Source organism: Cyanobacterium sp. T60_A2020_053 (assembly GCA_015272165.1).
In the GTDB taxonomy this organism is placed as follows: Bacteria; Cyanobacteriota; Cyanobacteriia; order Cyanobacteriales; family Cyanobacteriaceae; genus Cyanobacterium.
On sequence record JACYMF010000058.1, the window covers coordinates 13,521 to 29,108 of the forward strand.

General features: G+C 36.0%; 16 protein-coding genes and 1 pseudogene. 10 read left to right on the forward strand and 7 right to left on the reverse strand.

The genetic code is table 11. The features are described from left to right. Window positions 1–60: 60 nt before the first annotated feature. Window positions 61–522, reverse strand: coding sequence for a DUF29 domain-containing protein (locus IGQ45_08155; protein ID MBF2057186.1), 462 nt, complete (start codon window positions 520–522; stop codon window positions 61–63). Window positions 523–601: 79 nt separating this feature from the next. Continuing rightward, a complete protein-coding gene (locus IGQ45_08160; protein ID MBF2057187.1) occupies window positions 602–2,287 on the reverse strand; it encodes an AarF/ABC1/UbiB kinase family protein in 1,686 nt (561 codons plus the stop codon). Between IGQ45_08160 and IGQ45_08165 the strand changes: the two genes are divergently transcribed. From IGQ45_08165 to IGQ45_08175, 3 genes are read left to right on the forward strand one after another with little or no spacing between them, the layout of a single operon-like run. After that, on the forward strand, window positions 2,272–2,445 hold the full coding sequence (locus tag IGQ45_08165) for a hypothetical protein (GenBank protein ID MBF2057188.1): 174 nt from the start codon (window positions 2,272–2,274) through the stop codon (window positions 2,443–2,445). The genes IGQ45_08160 and IGQ45_08165 overlap by 16 nt on opposite strands. A 51-nt stretch (window positions 2,446–2,496) precedes the next feature. After that, a complete protein-coding gene (locus IGQ45_08170; GenBank protein MBF2057189.1) occupies window positions 2,497–2,718 on the forward strand; it encodes a hypothetical protein in 222 nt (73 codons plus the stop codon). Next, window positions 2,708–3,121, forward strand: coding sequence for a putative toxin-antitoxin system toxin component, PIN family (locus tag IGQ45_08175; protein ID MBF2057190.1), 414 nt, complete (start codon window positions 2,708–2,710; stop codon window positions 3,119–3,121). Before IGQ45_08170 ends, IGQ45_08175 begins: the two co-directional genes overlap by 11 nt. A 214-nt stretch (window positions 3,122–3,335) precedes the next feature. Here IGQ45_08175 and IGQ45_08180 read toward each other — a convergent pair whose 3' ends face one another. Continuing rightward, window positions 3,336–3,740: a heavy metal-responsive transcriptional regulator gene (locus tag IGQ45_08180; GenBank protein MBF2057191.1), complete on the reverse strand. Its 405-nt coding sequence runs from the start codon at window positions 3,738–3,740 to the stop codon at window positions 3,336–3,338. 447 nt (window positions 3,741–4,187) lie between these two features. Here IGQ45_08180 and glcD point away from each other — a divergent pair, with 447 nt between their 5' ends. The 4 genes and pseudogenes from glcD to IGQ45_08200 all read left to right on the forward strand — a co-directional run bounded on the left by glcD (window position 4,188) and on the right by IGQ45_08200 (window position 8,647). Then, window positions 4,188–5,651, forward strand: a complete 1,464-nt coding sequence (gene glcD / locus IGQ45_08185) for a glycolate oxidase subunit GlcD (GenBank protein ID MBF2057192.1) — start codon at window positions 4,188–4,190, stop codon at window positions 5,649–5,651. Beyond that, complete coding sequence (locus IGQ45_08190; protein ID MBF2057193.1) at window positions 5,651–6,595, forward strand: DUF4351 domain-containing protein; 945 nt, start codon at window positions 5,651–5,653, stop codon at window positions 6,593–6,595. The genes glcD and IGQ45_08190 overlap by 1 nt, the downstream gene beginning before the upstream one ends. After that, window positions 6,592–7,554, forward strand: a pseudogene (locus IGQ45_08195) (DUF4351 domain-containing protein). Before IGQ45_08190 ends, IGQ45_08195 begins: the two are co-directional and overlap by 4 nt. Window positions 7,555–7,573: 19 nt before the next feature. Then, a complete protein-coding gene (locus tag IGQ45_08200; GenBank protein ID MBF2057194.1) occupies window positions 7,574–8,647 on the forward strand; it encodes a metallophosphoesterase in 1,074 nt (357 codons plus the stop codon). Window positions 8,648–8,978: 331 nt separating this feature from the next. Here IGQ45_08200 and IGQ45_08205 read toward each other — a convergent pair whose 3' ends face one another. Then, window positions 8,979–9,533 carry an NUDIX hydrolase gene (locus IGQ45_08205; protein ID MBF2057195.1) on the reverse strand — a complete coding sequence of 185 codons (555 nt, stop codon included), beginning with the start codon at window positions 9,531–9,533 and terminating at the stop codon, window positions 8,979–8,981. A 272-nt stretch (window positions 9,534–9,805) separates the two neighbouring features. Between IGQ45_08205 and IGQ45_08210 the strand changes: the two genes are divergently transcribed. Then, entirely contained in the window at window positions 9,806–10,267 is a 462-nt protein-coding gene (locus tag IGQ45_08210) for a DUF29 domain-containing protein (protein MBF2057196.1), read from the forward strand. 239 nt (window positions 10,268–10,506) lie between these two features. Here the strand turns inward: IGQ45_08210 and IGQ45_08215 are convergent, their stop codons facing one another. Then, window positions 10,507–11,139: a PEP-CTERM sorting domain-containing protein gene (locus IGQ45_08215; protein ID MBF2057197.1), complete on the reverse strand. Its 633-nt coding sequence runs from the start codon at window positions 11,137–11,139 to the stop codon at window positions 10,507–10,509. A 237-nt stretch (window positions 11,140–11,376) separates the two neighbouring features. Here IGQ45_08215 and IGQ45_08220 point away from each other — a divergent pair, with 237 nt between their 5' ends. Then, on the forward strand, window positions 11,377–12,342 hold the full coding sequence (locus IGQ45_08220; protein ID MBF2057198.1) for an aldo/keto reductase: 966 nt from the start codon (window positions 11,377–11,379) through the stop codon (window positions 12,340–12,342). A gap of 125 nt (window positions 12,343–12,467) precedes the next feature. Here the strand turns inward: IGQ45_08220 and IGQ45_08225 are convergent, their stop codons facing one another. After that, complete coding sequence (locus IGQ45_08225) at window positions 12,468–13,427, reverse strand: PRC-barrel domain-containing protein (GenBank protein MBF2057199.1); 960 nt, start codon at window positions 13,425–13,427, stop codon at window positions 12,468–12,470. A gap of 345 nt (window positions 13,428–13,772) precedes the next feature. Between IGQ45_08225 and IGQ45_08230 the strand changes: the two genes are divergently transcribed. After that, window positions 13,773–14,642 carry a hypothetical protein gene (locus tag IGQ45_08230; protein ID MBF2057200.1) on the forward strand — a complete coding sequence of 290 codons (870 nt, stop codon included), beginning with the start codon at window positions 13,773–13,775 and terminating at the stop codon, window positions 14,640–14,642. Window positions 14,643–14,729: 87 nt separating this feature from the next. Here the strand turns inward: IGQ45_08230 and IGQ45_08235 are convergent, their stop codons facing one another. Continuing rightward, on the reverse strand, window positions 14,730–15,482 hold the full coding sequence (locus tag IGQ45_08235) for a hypothetical protein (GenBank protein ID MBF2057201.1): 753 nt from the start codon (window positions 15,480–15,482) through the stop codon (window positions 14,730–14,732). Window positions 15,483–15,588 lie beyond the last annotated feature (106 nt).

A 15,588-nucleotide genomic window follows, 5' to 3' on the forward strand; every position in this document is an offset into this window, starting at 1 on the left:
TATCATCAGTCATAAAGGATTGCTATTGATTAAGTGCTTTACTAATGTTATTTACCGCAATTAAGGCAACCAATTTTCATCTAAAATATTGGCTAGAGTAGTAAAAGGTTCTTCAGGAAAGGTATTAATAACCAGTAAAGAGTGCTGACTAGCCATTTTTCGACCATCTTGATAACAAGAATAAAACTCTTTTTCTAAATAATTCTTTAGACTAGGACTGTCTGTTAATAACCGGTTGATTTGTTTACGAAAACTAAAAATCTCCTTCTGCCAATGTCCTTGATTTCTAGTTTTTTCTGTCTGCCAATAGGATAATATCAATAAGTGTTCTATCAACTTCATCAATAAACTTTCTAATTTTCTTTTATCCCTTTTACTCAAGTCTAATACTTCCTCAATTAAGTTTTCTAAATCTAAAGAATTAAAGTCTTGATTTTTCAATTTATTAACCGTTTCTAATATCCATAAGTTGTAATCATTTTCATACAAATTTTTCTTTTCTTTGATTAATTCTCTAACCATTTTATATCTCTTTGTTTTTAAGTTACAAATTTATTGTTGGGTTACCCCTTGGCTAACCCAACCTACAAATATTACAAAGTTAAGCAATTTTTAGAGACAATTGTTTAATAGCATTAAAAGCCACATCTAAAATTTTGTTAGGTTGTAAATCAGGTTGCACTAACTGCCATAACCGATGTATTTCTTCTGTGTGCAAACGATCATCTTCTACTAACGCATAGATAATCTGACGGCGCAAATAATCTCCCTCTTCCGACATGATAAATTGCAAACCTAATCCTGCGGTGGGCAATAAATCGAATTTATGATCAGATTTAGCAATAGAGATCATGTGTTCTAGTCTTTCCCATTGAAATTTATCATCTTTGAATAACACTTCTAAAAGACGACTGCGCATAGCAGGAGATTCCCCTGTTAAAAGACGGCGCGAAACATAAGGGAAGGAGACTTCCACGATACGAAAATCAGGATTTAAACTCAATGCTAAACCTTCTTGAGTAACTAGGGAGCGAATAATTAAAGCAAATTTCGCTGGAACTCGGAAGGGATATTCATACATCAATTGAGAAAAATCATTGGTGATAGTTTGAAAGTTAAAATCCCCTACACTTTGCCCTACGGCATTGCCTAAAACCGTTTCTAAAGCTGGTATGATGGGCGTAATGTCCGTTGTCGGGGACAAAAACCCTAACTCCACAAAATCCCTTGCTAGGGCTTGATAGTCTTGGTTAATGAGTTGTACGATGGAAGATGCGATGGTTTCTTTGGTATGTTCGTCAAGTTGATCCATCATGCCGAAGTCAATATAAGCCATTCTACCATCCTGCATGGCAAAGAGGTTGCCGGGATGGGGATCGGCATGGAAGAACCCATGTTCTAATAGTTGTTTTAAACCAGAAGTAACACCAATTTTGATGATGGCATCGGCATCCAATCCAGCGCCCCTAATCGCATCCAAATCATTTAATTTATAACCATTAATCCACTCAAGGGTTAATACTTTGTGGTGGGTGTAGCGCCAATAAATACAAGGCACTTTCACTTCATCATCATTGAGGAAGTTGGCGGCGAATTTTTCAGCATTTCGAGCTTCATTAACATAGTCAATTTCTTCAAATAGTTTGATGCCAAATTCATCTACAATTAAACCCAAATCATGACCTAAATTGAGAGGGAGGAAGGGCGCTATCCATCTTGAGCCTAGGCGCATGATGTATAAATCAAGGGTAATGACGGGTAGCAAATTCGGGCGCTGGACTTTTACCGCTACTTCTTCTCCTGTATGTAACACTGCTTTATAAACTTGTCCGAGGGAGGCGGCCGCCACTGGATTGGGGGATATTACTCGGTAAGCCTGTGATACGGGCATATCCAGTTGAGTTTCGATTATGTTAAAAGCGGTTTCGTTGTCAAAGGGGGGAAGTTGATCTTGTAGTTTGATCAATTCTTCCAGAAAATCTGGTTTAATTAAATCTGGTCGAGTGGATAAGGCTTGACCGACTTTAATAAAAGTTGCACCTAGTTTGGTTAAAATTTTTCTGAGGCTTTCGGCGCGCGCCTGTTTATTTTTTGCCTGTTGTTTAAACCATTTATCAAATTGTAGTTGTACAACAAAAATACTAAAAAGGGTAATAATTTTTAAAGCCCGAAATAATCCTAACCAAGGGCGCTTGTTGTAGTAACTAGCGATGGCTTTGGCATCGTATTTCAGGATTGAGTCGGAATTTGACTCTCTTTGGGTAGCGATAAATGATGAATAGCTCACTGAATACTAAATTCTTTTATATTAAGTTTTTTATAGTTAAGTTTAATTATATATCTTCTGCTGAACATTCTCGTTTCTTTCGAGTTTGTGCTAATTCCTGTTTGGTTGATTCGACTTTGAAAATGGTGGAGGGCGCTGGCTTTTCTTGGCTATTTTAAAATGATCAAGCTAAAATTAATGATTATCAACTAATTATAATTTTTGTATCTATGAGTATTACGGAAATTGAACAAGCAATTCTTGATCTTCCTGATAGTGATTTTTTAAAATTGCGAAATTGGTTTTTAGAACTAGACTATAAAAAAATTAGTCAAGAAAATTATTCTGAGTTCACTAATTTATTAGAAGTATGTGATGAGATTGGCAAAAATGCTCAAGCAAAAGGTTTAACAGAAGATATTTTAACGGAATTACTAGCTGATGAATCCTAAAATAATTGTACTTGATACTAATATTTTAATTAGTGCGGTTTTAAGCCCTCAAGGAAGTGCCAGAAAAGCATTAGATAAAGCCTATAAATATTTTTATTTAGTACAAAGTGAAGAAACATATCAAGAGTTAATAACGAGAATATATAAAGCCAGATTTGACAAATATATTTCCAACCTAGAAAGAGAAAAATTTTTGAATGTTTTGAAAGAAAATAGTTTATTTATTAAGGTTGAGTCGATAGTTAATGATTGTCGAGATGCCGATGATAATAAATTTTTAGCCTTAGCTAAGGATTCTAAAGCGTCTTATTTAGTTACTGGAGATAAGGATTTATTAGTAATGAAGTCCATAAAAAAATATAGAAGTTTAGTCGTTACAGTACAGGAATTTTTAATAAAATAAAAGATTCATTTTGCTTACAAATAATAATTTTTACTATCTATATTTAGGGGTTGCTGAAAAAATATTTTGGTGAGGAGAGGTGTCAGGCTTCGGGTGTCAGGTTTCAGGTGAAATGCTTATAAATCTAGGTGTTTTGCGTAATCTTTGGGTTTTAGGAGGCGCTTGTTATAACCCTTTTAATTCTCACCAATGATTTAGGATTGCTATATTAGTTTTATGTCAGGTTTAAAACTTGACATTGATGGTCTAAATTGTGATTATTCATGTTAGTTTTACATTGATCTAAAAGTGGTGTTAATTCCTTTTTTAGTGCTTGTAGTTGATTAATTTTTTGATTAATTTCTTCTATTTTATGATTTAATTGATTATAAACTGCTTGACAAGATAAAGAGCGCCCTTCCTTGAGGTTTAATAATTGTCGAATTTCCTCAAGAGTTAAGCCGAGAGACTTTACCCGTAGGATAAATGCTAAAATTTCCACATCTTCTGTGGTGAAAAGACGATAACCTGATTCACTACGTTGCGGAGGGGAAATCAAGCCAATTTTTTCGTAGTAATAAATAGTTTGGGAATTGATTTTTAATTGTTGACAAACTTCTTTTATTTGTAAATTTTCCATTTTTTACTTATCTGATACGTTTATGCAGAATAAAACGGCATATACCGTAATAAACTGCAATAGCATTTGAGTAAAATACTCAAAAGGAGGTATCCCTCAAAGCCTTAAAAAATATTTTTAAGACACTTATGTTATCTGATTTAACAGACTGCTTCACCCACGGAAGCGTTAATAGTATTACTATCCTATTTTTGTAAGGTACTTCCCCAAAAGGGGCAACCAAAATCTCCCTTTATCGTACATCAAATATTACTTTTCTGAAACCGAAATCGAATACTTTCACAAACTTTTTATTTATTTGTCCTTTTATGTCATTTTAGATCCGTTTATATAGAAAATCTAAGATTTAGTAAATCTCTTCCTGCTTTCTTTTTCCCTCGCTTCGTCTATCTCTGTGCCATATTATCACCTAAAATATATAAAGAAATACACCACCACAGAGAAAATATGAAATCCAGCGCCCTCCACCCATGGCCACAAATTATCAAGGAATTAGAAGACATCCTCGGTAAAAGGGGAGTAGTTAAGAAAAAAGAAGAACTTTTGACCTATGAATGTGACGGTTTACCCCAATATCGTCAACGTCCAACGGTAGTAACATTGCCACAAAATACTCAACAAGTCAAGGAAATTGTCACAATTTGTAATAAATATGGCATTGTGTGGGTGGCGAGGGGCGCTGGTACAGGTTTATCAGGGGGTGCATTACCTTACGAAGATTGTTTGTTAATTGTCACGGCGAGAATGCGACAGGTATTGGATGTTGACTATGAAAATCAACGCATCACCGTGCAACCCGGTATCATCAATAATTGGGTAACGGAAACGGTGAAGGGCGCTGGTTATTATTATGCGCCTGATCCTTCTAGTCAGATCATTTGTTCTATTGGCGGTAATATTGCCGAAAATTCGGGGGGGGTGCATTGTCTCAAATATGGCACCACCACTAATCACGTTTTAGGCTTAACCATCGTCACCGCAGCCGGGGAAATCGTCAAGGTGGGGGGCAAAGTGCCTGAAGCCCCCGGTTATGACTTAACAGGCTTATTCGTAGGCTCAGAAGGCACTCTAGGCATCGCCACGGAAATCACTTTAAAGATTCTCAAAACCCCTGATTGTATCTCGGTAGTGTTGGCCGATTTTAATAGTGTAGAGGAGGCGGGGGGCGCTGTGGCGCAAATTATTCGCTCCGGCATCATCCCGGCTGGTATGGAAATGATGGATAATTTTAGTATCAATGCCGTAGAAGATGTGGTGGCGACTCAGTGTTATCCCCGGGATGCCCAAGCTATCCTCTTGGTGGAGTTAGACGGTTTGGAAGTGGAAGTTAATAATTATCGTCAACAGGTAAAGGACATTTGTTTACAGTGTGGCGCGCGCACGGTGACGGGCGCTGAAGATGCCCCCACTCGATTAAAATTATGGAAAGGTAGGAAAGCGGCTTTTGCTGCTATGGGTAAAATTAGCCCCGATTATTTTGTCCAAGATGGGGTTGTGCCACGCTCTCAATTACCTTTTGTGTTAGGGGAAATTAATGCCTTGAGCGAAAAATATGGTTATCGTATTGCTAACGTGTTTCATGCTGGGGATGGCAACTTACATCCTTTAATTTTATACAATGGAGCCGAAAAAGGTAGTTTTGAGAAAGTAGAAGAATTGGGAGGAGAAATACTCAAACTCTGCGTTAAAGTAGGGGGAAGCCTCTCTGGTGAGCATGGCATTGGTAGTGATAAAAAATGTTATATGGGGCAAATGTTTAGCGAAGAAGATTTAGAAACGATGCAATATGTGCGCGCAGTTTTTAATCCCTTTGGTTTAGCGAATCCTGAGAAAATTTTTCCCACCCCTCGCACCTGTGGCGAGTCAGCTAACGCTAATAAAACTCAATTTAAAAATATTTCTGCTTTCTAATGACAGAATTAAATGCTAATTATGACGAACCATGGAAAGAGGCAATCGGGGAATATTTTGAGCAGTTTTTGCTATTTTTCTTCCCCGATATTTACCACCTCATCGATTGGTCGAAAACCCCCATTTCTTTAGATAAAGAATTAAGTAAAATTACTGCTGATTCTCAAGACATCAAAAGGATAGTAGATCGATTATTTCAAGTATGGTTAAAAGACCAAAAAACATTATGTATATTAATTCATATTGAGATCCAAAGTCAGTATGATGAGGATTTTAGCCAACGAATGTTCATCTACCATTATCGTATTTTTGAGCTAAAAAGAAAACCAGTGATTAGCCTTGCTATACTAGGGGATGAAAGCCAAAAATGGCGCCCGTCACACTACGGTTATGAGGTAGGGGGATGTCAACTAAATCTCAATTTTCCTGTGATTAAATTAATTGATTATCAAGAAAAATGGTCAGATTTAGAGGAAAATTTAAACCCTTTTGCTATCATGATCATGGCACATTTAAAAACCAAAGCAACTACTAAAAATTTAAAAGAAAGGTCACAATGGAAATGGACTTTAGTTAGGAGTTTATATGAAAAGGGATACAGTAAAATTGAAGTAGTAAAACTATTTAAGTTTATCGATTTAATGATGACTTTACCAGTAGAACTACAATTAAATTTAAAAGAAAAAATTAGCCAGTACGAGGAGGAAAGAAAAATGCCGTTAATTAGCCCACTAGAAAAAATGGCTGAAGAAAGGGGATTACAGCAACGAATTGATAAAGATAAAGAATTAATTATTCGTCAATTAGCCCGTAAATTAGGAGAAATTAATGATGATTTAAAAGTGCAGGTGAGGGCGCTGGATATTGATGATTTAGAAACTCTAGCAGAGGATTTATTTGATTTTAATAGTTTCGATGATTTACAAACATGGTTATCTAAATGACAGAATTAAACGCTAATTATGATGAACCATGAAAAGAGGCAATCGGGGAATATTTTGAGCAATTTTTGCTATTTTTCTTCCCCGATATTTATCACCTTATCGATTGGTCAAAAACCCCCATTTCTTTAGATAAAGAATTGAGTAAAATTACTGCTGATTCTCAAGACATCAAAAGGATAGTAGATCGATTATTTCAAGTATGGTTAAAAGACCAAAAAACATTATGTATATTAATTCATATTGAGATCCAAAGTCAGTATGATGAGGATTTTAGCCAACGAATGTTCATCTACCATTATCGTATTTTTGAGCTAAAAAGAAAACCAGTGATTAGCCTTGCTATACTAGGGGATGAAAGCCAAAAATGGCGCCCGTCACACTACGGTTATGAGGTAGGGGGATGTCAACTAAATCTCAATTTTCCTGTGATTAAATTAATTGATTATCAAGAAAAATGGTCAGATTTAGAGGAAAATTTAAACCCTTTTGCTATCATGATCATGGCACATTTAAAAACCAAAGCAACTACTAAAAATTTAAAAGAAAGGTCACAATGGAAATGGACTTTAGTTAGGAGTTTATATGAAAAGGGATACAGTAAAATTGAGGTAGTAAAACTATTTAAGTTTATCGATTTAATGATGACTTTACCAGTAGAATTACAGTTAAATTTAAAAGAAAAAATTAGTCAATATGAGGAGAAAAGAAACATGCCGTTAATTAGCCCACTAGAAAAAATGGCTGAGGAAAGAGGTTTGGTTCAAGGATTACAGCAACGAATTGATAAAGATAAAGAATTAATTATCCGTTTATTAGCTCGTAAATTAGGGGAAATCAATGATGATTTAAAAGTGCAGGTGAGGGCGCTGGATATTGATGATTTAGAAACTCTAGCAGAGGATTTATTTGATTTTAATAGTTTCGATGATTTACAAAAATGGTTAAATGATCTTTCATAACTTATTATTTTAACATTTTATGAATCGCAGAAATTTACATTTTATTGGTGGCGTAATTACTTGTATTATTATTGTAATTTATAGTATGGTAAGTACCAGCGCCCCTCACCCCATTTCTCAAGCCCCTCACCCCATTACCCAAGCCCCTCACCTCATTTCTCAACCGTCAAAAGGAGATATAAGATTATTAGTAATTAGCGATCTCAACAGCGCTTATGGCTCAACAGAATACGAGCCAGAAGTGTCACGGGCGCTGGATTTGATCCTTTCATGGCAACCAGATTTGGTACTTTGTGGGGGGGATATGATTGCTGGACAAAAAAACTCCCTTAGCAATGCTCAAATTCAACAAATGTGGCAAGGATTTGATCGTATAGTCGCTCAACCTTTGCGAGATTTACAGATGCCTTTTGCTTTTACCATCGGCAATCATGACGGTTCAGCCAGTTTTAATATAGCAGAAAGTCGATTTACTTTTCAAAGAGATCGAGATTTTGCCCAACAATATTGGCTTAGTCATAAAGAGGATACTCGATTAAACTTTGTCGATAGTACCAATTTTCCCTTTTATTATACCTTTACTTTTCAAGACCTTTTCTTTTTAGTTTGGGATGCTTCTAACAGTCGTATCTCTCCCCAGCAGTTACAATGGGTGCGAGGGGCGCTGACATCCTCACAGGCAAAAAATGCCAAAATGCGCCTTATGATTGGTCATTTACCCCTTTACGGTGTGGCTAAAGGGCGAGACAAACCGGGGGAGGTGCTAAATAATGCTGATCAATTACGGGAAATGTTAGAACAGTATAACGTTCATACTTACATAAGTGGTCATCATCACGCCTATTATCCAGCGCACAAAGGTAATTTACAAATGCTACACGCTGGAGTATTAGGGCAAGGCAGTCGTTCTTTGATTAGTGGAAATGTACCACCTATGCAAAATGTCACTTTAATTGATATTGATTTTGAAAGTCCACAATTAACTACTTATACCACCTATAATATGAAAGATTTAACCACTGTAAAACTAGAAGATTTACCGCCATCTCTTAACACTCATAACGGTAAGATTTTCCGCCGTGACATAAGTTAGTTTTCATTTAATATCATGTTCGAGTAATTTGTTATAAATAGATTGTCTCTTCGCACTTTACCCACCGTGTAATGAATTACACGGAACCAATAGTATCTCGTTCAATAAATTGAACTAAGATTATTGTTAATTGATTTATAAATGATCGCGCAGCGGCAGCCTTCGGCTGATCAAGCGGACTTGATATAGGTTGTACTCTCAAATAATTTTTTTTGTGTTGCTGATTTAAGCTATGAAAATAAAAAATTCATAATCTTAAATATTGGTTATTTAATCGTTTACTGGTCGGTATTAAATACAAATCATATTTAAAATTAGCAAAGCTATTTTTTTATTTGCCGTGAATTAAATGACGTGCTAAAAAATAACTACAAATAGACTTAGCATCAATACTACTACCTGTCATAATAGCTCGTTCAAACTCATGGGGAGTCATTAAAACTACTTCTATATCTTCATCGTCATCCTGTTGGGGGGGGTGCGCTAATTTTATTAAATCTTTGGCAAAAAAAGCGTAAATATACTCATCTGAATAGCCGGGCGCTAGGGGAAATTTGCCCAGATTATGCCATGTTTGGGCGTGATACCCCGTTTCTTCTTCTATTTCTCGTCTGATAGTTAATTCGGGATTTTCTCCTTTTTCTACTGTACCAGCAGGAAACTCTAATAATCGACCTTTGACAGCAAAACGATATTGTCTTACTAATACTAACTTACCATCATCGGTGAGGGGTACAGCCAAAGCGCCCCCCGGATGTCGAATACATTCCCATTCTCCCTCTACCCCATTGGGTAAACGATATTTATTCACTTCAAATTGAAATTTCCTGCCTTGAAATGATAAACGAGAGCCGAGAATTTGAGGTAATTCGGGTATTATAGACATTATCAGTGTTTTTGTTTTTATTTCATTGTTTTATTTTACTGACTGACTGACACTTTCACAAGGCTAATTTTTAGAAATACACCAATAAATATTTTGTAGTTATCAAGAATAATTACTTTTTTTTATTCTTAATTTTCTCTTAAAAATAAACTATTACTTTGATTCTGACAATAATTTATCGTGCAAAATTAAATTAATTATATATGGGCAAGGAGTTTAAAACTTTCGTCACCAGAAACTGTAATGAAGATGAATAAAGAGAAATAAAAATTATGGTACAAGAATTAATCAAACAAGAAAAAAGTTTATACGATACTGACTATAATCTCTGGATATTAAAAACCGTTGAAAAATTAGCAAAAAGAGATTTAGATTCTCTCGATTGGGAGAATTTAATTGAGGAGGTTTTAGATTTGAGGGAACGCAAAAGAAGGAAAATGGAAAGTCTATTGATGAGATTAATTGAACATCTTTTAAAATTAGGTTATTGGGAAGTGGAAAGAGAAAAAAATCGAGGACATTGGGAAGGAGAAATAGCTAATCTTCGTAAACTCATCAGAAAAGAATTAAAAGCCAGTCCAAGTCTTAAACGTTACCTCGAAGAAATATTTGACGAATCTTATCAGGATGCACGAGATATTGCCTGTAAAAGATCAAGGCTTCCTCTTAATACTTTCCCTCAAACTCCCATTACTGATTTAGAGCAAATTTTAGATGAAAATTGGCTTCCTTAAACCAAATCCATCTTTTCCCCTCTCCCAGAGCAGGGCGTTTTCAAAGTCAGGATCAAAATTGATTTGTTTTTGACAAGAAGACAGGTTGACAGGGAGACAGGAGGATTTTTTACTATTAATTGATTTATTGGTAGTTAAAAACCTCTGAATTTCAGATTATTGGCTAGTTTGAGAAACTAACATTTTTGAGAATGAAAACCCCCTGCTCCCAGAGGAGAGGGGTTGGGTGTGAGGGCTAATTATTTCCTTTTACCGAATAAACCGCCTAAACCCAAAACCACCACGGTACCTAAAACCATACTCGGTTCTGGCACAGGGGTAGGAGAAGCAAACTGGAGGGTAATAGTATCATTATTAGGTAGTAATGTCCAAATATAAGACTGACTGTCATCAACTCCTAAACTACTAAAAGTAGCGTTATCAAAAGTTAGACTTCCATTAATAGGATCATTTGAAACATAATTATTTTTGAGTGCAATTTGCAATGAAGATTTTGAATTACTAAAGCCAAATAAATCACCAGTAGCAGAAGAAGCTAATATTTGTTCTGCTGTGCCAAAATTTGTAGGTCCAGAACCAGGTAAAAAAATAAGATAAAATCTGTTATTGGTAAAATTATCATCCCCAGAACTAAAGAACCGAGAATTAATGGGATCAATTAACTTACCAGTACCAGCATTAATGGGTGAATCAAGTACCGTAGTATCAATCTTACCAGAGTAAGTGAAAATCACATTACCACCAGTTTCCTCACCAGTAATAATCACAGCGCCCTCCGCCCCATCACTAAAAACCGCAAAACTAGCGACACTAGCAGTAAGAGTTAAAGCAGTCAGAAGGCTGAAACCCTTATGGTTGTAGGGGGGTAACAATAGACATTTTTTGCATAGATTTGATCTCAATTAAAACTTAACTCTGAAGGGAGGGTTAAAATTTGTTCTTTCCCTTCTTTGATCAGCCTAACATTATATTTTGTAGTCATAACTAATTTTCTAAGACTATTTATATTATTCTACTTTGATTTTGCCAAACCCTACTTTCAAGAAGGAAATCTGGGAAAAAAAGAGAAGTCATTTACAATAAAAAAAGTGAAGTAAATGTAAGCAAAAATGAATACTAAAAGACAATTAGGAAACAGCGCCCTCCACATCACCCCCATAATTATGGGAACATGGCAAGCAGGTAAGAGAATGTGGGCGGGAATCGAAGACAAAGAAAGCATCAAAGCCATTCAAGAAGCAGTAGATTTAGGCATCACCACCATCGACACCGCCGAAGTATATGGAGAAGGACATTCCGAGAGAATAGTGGGCAAAGCCTTAAAACAGCGCCGAGATGAAGTGATTTACGCCACCAAGGTATTTGCTAACCATCTGCAATATGAGCAAGTAATCGAAGCCTGTCATAATTCCCTCACCAACTTACAAACCGACTACATCGACTTATACCAAATTCACTGGCCCTCTGGCACTTGGAATACTCCCATCGTACCTATAGAAGAAACCATGAGAGCATTAAATCACCTCAAACAAGAAGGCAAAATACGCGCCATTGGTGTCTCTAACTTCTCCGTAGCGCAGTTAGAGGAAGCGAGACAATATGGGCAAATTGACAGCATTCAACCCCCTTACTCCCTGTTTTGGCGTGGCATTGAAAAGGAAATCCAACCCTACTGCGTGGAGCATAATATTTCAATTTTGGCTTATTCTTCCCTCGCTCAAGGCATTTTAACAGGCAAATTTGGCTCAAAACCAACTTTTGCCGAAGGCGATCACCGCAAAGATCATCGTTTATTTCAATCTCCCCACTGGGAAAGAGTCCAAAATGGTTTAGCACAATTAGCGCCCATCGTCAAGGCTTATAATTGTACTCCGGGGCAAGGGGCGCTGGTGTGGTTAATCAACCAACCGCAAACCAATGGGATTGTGGGCGCTAGAAATAGTCAACAAGTCAAGGAAAATGCTCAAGCGATGCACATTGATTTCAGTGCGGAAGATTTACAGAAAATTAGTGACATCGGTAAAACCGTTACTGATCATTTAGATGATAATTTAGTCATGTGGAATTTTGCTTAAATGGTACTGAAAAAGTAGTGTCGTTGAGGTAGGGAAAAGGGCAAAGGAAATTATTATTTCATAATTCATAATTCATAATTCATAATTCATAATTCATAATTCATAATTTCCCACCCTAACCAAATTTAATATTCTTCCTCATATTCAGGCATTTTCTTTTTCTGGGGAATATTAACCCGTTGAGGACGATATTCAGAATCTTCATCATCCCACACGTCTTCCGCCATAGCATCATCATAACGGGCGCTACGGGGTGCATCAGAGGATTGATAACGAGGGGTTGGTTCTGCTTCGATGGCATCAGCACCCCAGTTCGTTTCCTCTAACTCCTCTTCATATAAAGGTTTCTGCATTTGACGGCGCGGGGGAGGCGTCATGGGGCGCACTTCCTCCCATTCATCTTCCTGCCAATTTTCTTCCATAACGGGCTGACGTTGAGCCATGGGGGGCGCTACGGGACGAGAAGGCATCCCCGTCGGTAACTGATTTTCGGGGGCGGTGGTGGGCGCGTAATACATTTCCTCATCATCTTTTTCCCAAGGAGGGCGCCCGATGCCCAAACGTTCTAAAACTCCCACTGTTATTTGTGTGATCCTTTCTTCAGCGCCCTCAAAAACAATAATCCGATTGGGGCCACTACTAACAATTTCTTCTACTGATAGTTGATAGGTACTAATTAACTGATCAGGAATTTGAGGATAACCCAGCGCTGCAATAGTGATGGAGTCAACTTCTCCAGTTTCAAGATTGAATTGAAAATCTCTCACCTTGCCCAAAGGCTCACCTGTTTCCGTAACTACTTCAGAATTAATTAAAACGCTATATAATTCGATGTCCATATCTTCGATAGCGTCTTCTGTCTCCACTAATACCACATCTCCAGTTTGAGACACACTACTAAGATACATATATTTAGGAATACCAGAAAGGGCTAACGCATTATCCCTTAAACCCAAAGCTACCACCTCTCGGCGATCCACATCCACTAATACTTCTTTGACTACCCCTAGTTTTTTCCCTGTACTTCGAGTAATTACTTGCGTATTTATAAATTCGTTGCGTAAACGGGTTTGGTCACTTATCATAATAGTTTTGAATATAAAACTAACTAATTTTAACCTAACAGTCTAACTTATACAAATTAACATCTGCCATGCCTTCATGAAGTCACAAGTAAAAAGTAACAAGTAAAAAGTTTAACCGATTGACCAATCAATTATGATTTGATCAGCCCCTATTTTCTCTAAAATGCCCTCTTTTGTTTACCCTAATCAAAAATTCTTGATGTAAAGTAGCAATCTATGAAAAATAAATATTTGGCTAAAGTCTTTAATTTATAAGCATTTCACCGCGACACCGCGACAGCCGAAACCTGACACCTCCCCTCACCAAAATACTTTTTCAGCACATTCTAAATATTTATTGAAATTATGGATTTATTAAGATCACTTCCCATTGGATTATATATAGAAAAACCCTTTTCATGGTTACATCAACTTGACCCTAGAGTAAAATTAGCATGGTTAATGAGCTTAATTTTATCGCCTTTATTATCCAGCGCCCCTTGGCGTTTATTTTTAGTGGCTTTTTTATTATTAATTACATGGTTATCATTTATACCTTGGCGAGTGCAAAAAAAACAAATTACATGGCTATTATTATTTAGTTTCTTCGTGATATTATTAACAGCTATTGCACCTGATGGCTTAGTTATTAATTATCAACCTCGATTACCAGAAAGTGAAATAACCATTAATCAACCTACTGATTATCAGTATATTTTATATGAATTTAATAACTTTAAAATTACTAGAAGATCATTAGATTTGGGTATAAAAGTTGGTACATTATTATTTACATTAATTTATAGTAGTAATTTATATTTATTAACTACAGCACCTGAAGAAATTACCGCAGGAATAGAAGATTTACTTGTACCGTTAAAAAGATTAAAATTACCAATAACAGAGGTTATTTTAACTTTAACTCTATCGTTAAGATTTATTCCTCTGGTTTTAGAAGAAATACAAAATTTAATTAGGTCAATTCGGACTAGGGCGATAAAATGGAAAAAATTAGGTATTAAAAAAAGTATTTCAATCTGGGTAATTGTCATGGAAAAATTACTAGAAAATATTTTGTTAAGAGCCGAGCAAATTGCCATTGCCATGGAAGCAAGAGGATTCACCACACCCAATGAGCATCAAGTACAATGGCACCAATTAAGCATAAAAAATAATGATATTATTGCTTTATTTATGCTCTTAATATTTTGGGGAGGGCGCTTGACTTTAGGTTAAAATATTTTGCCCTCACCCCCAACCCCTCTCCCACAGGAGAGGGGAGTAATAATGTATAATTCATTATCTATTGTCCATTATCTAGTCTTATTTAATAACTATTGTTTGCAAAGATTTATTTTTAATTGATAAAGGTTTTTTGACAGTATAATTAACATTATTGATTTTCTGATAATCAGCGCCCTCCACCATAGTTTCTAATAATAAAAGAATCTTATTTTTAATAGTTAAATCAGTTTCAATCTGTTTCATCACTTGTAAATATTCTCTAATTTCTATAATTTCTTGTAAAGTAAAATTACCACTTTGCCAATAAGAATTAATCTGATTAAGACCATATAAACGCTGTAACGGTGCATCAGAACTTAAACTAAAAATTAGTTCAGTAAATTTAGTTTTAGGTGAATTATTAAGAGACTTATTGTTAAGAAAAAACCAGCCCAAAAATATTAAAGTACTAATACTAATAATTGATTGGAGGAGGAGGGCGCTGGTTAACCAAGAATTATCTATGTGCTGATACAATTCCATACAGAAATAGATCAAAACAGCGCCCGTCGCACTAGCCAAAACCGTTAAAGAAAAATGACGCTGACGGGGGGAAAAAATGTAATTAAAAAGAGAAGACGAAAAAGAAAAACGAGGGTAATTGTAGAGAAAAAAGAGTAAAAAACCAGCGCCCATCACCGCAGAAACTAACGACTTATCACCGAGTGCGCCCGTCAAACCAAGCAAGAAATAAGCAGTAGGACGGAAATAAGCAGAAGAAAACAAACCCTCAGAAAAATCATCCAGATGGCTAAAAATTACCGTAGAGAGAGAATGTTTAAACCTAGACATACTAAAGCAAAAATCACACAAAAAGTCAAAAGGGCAAAGAGTAAAGAAGACGAAAGGGCAATAATGATAATAATTAATATCCCACTATATTGGTTTAAAACCTAGT

Excerpts from the sequence above, each read along its gene's own strand:
- IGQ45_08220 (MBF2057198.1), top strand. The coding sequence starts at position 11,377 with ATGAATACTAAAAGACAATTAGGAAACAGCGCCCTCCACATCACCCCC.
- IGQ45_08180 (MBF2057191.1), bottom strand. The coding sequence starts at position 3,740 with ATGGAAAATTTACAAATAAAAGAAGTTTGTCAACAATTAAAAATCAAT.
- IGQ45_08190 (MBF2057193.1), top strand. The coding sequence starts at position 5,651 with ATGACAGAATTAAATGCTAATTATGACGAACCATGGAAAGAGGCAATC.
- glcD (MBF2057192.1), top strand. The coding sequence starts at position 4,188 with ATGAAATCCAGCGCCCTCCACCCATGGCCACAAATTATCAAGGAATTA.
- IGQ45_08170 (MBF2057189.1), top strand. The coding sequence starts at position 2,497 with ATGAGTATTACGGAAATTGAACAAGCAATTCTTGATCTTCCTGATAGT.
- IGQ45_08155 (MBF2057186.1), bottom strand. The coding sequence starts at position 522 with ATGGTTAGAGAATTAATCAAAGAAAAGAAAAATTTGTATGAAAATGAT.
- IGQ45_08235 (MBF2057201.1), bottom strand. The coding sequence starts at position 15,482 with ATGTCTAGGTTTAAACATTCTCTCTCTACGGTAATTTTTAGCCATCTG.
- IGQ45_08200 (MBF2057194.1), top strand. The coding sequence starts at position 7,574 with ATGAATCGCAGAAATTTACATTTTATTGGTGGCGTAATTACTTGTATT.
- IGQ45_08210 (MBF2057196.1), top strand. The coding sequence starts at position 9,806 with ATGGTACAAGAATTAATCAAACAAGAAAAAAGTTTATACGATACTGAC.
- IGQ45_08175 (MBF2057190.1), top strand. The coding sequence starts at position 2,708 with ATGAATCCTAAAATAATTGTACTTGATACTAATATTTTAATTAGTGCG.
- IGQ45_08225 (MBF2057199.1), bottom strand. The coding sequence starts at position 13,427 with ATGATAAGTGACCAAACCCGTTTACGCAACGAATTTATAAATACGCAA.
- IGQ45_08205 (MBF2057195.1), bottom strand. The coding sequence starts at position 9,533 with ATGTCTATAATACCCGAATTACCTCAAATTCTCGGCTCTCGTTTATCA.
- IGQ45_08230 (MBF2057200.1), top strand. The coding sequence starts at position 13,773 with ATGGATTTATTAAGATCACTTCCCATTGGATTATATATAGAAAAACCC.
- IGQ45_08165 (MBF2057188.1), top strand. The coding sequence starts at position 2,272 with ATGATGAATAGCTCACTGAATACTAAATTCTTTTATATTAAGTTTTTT.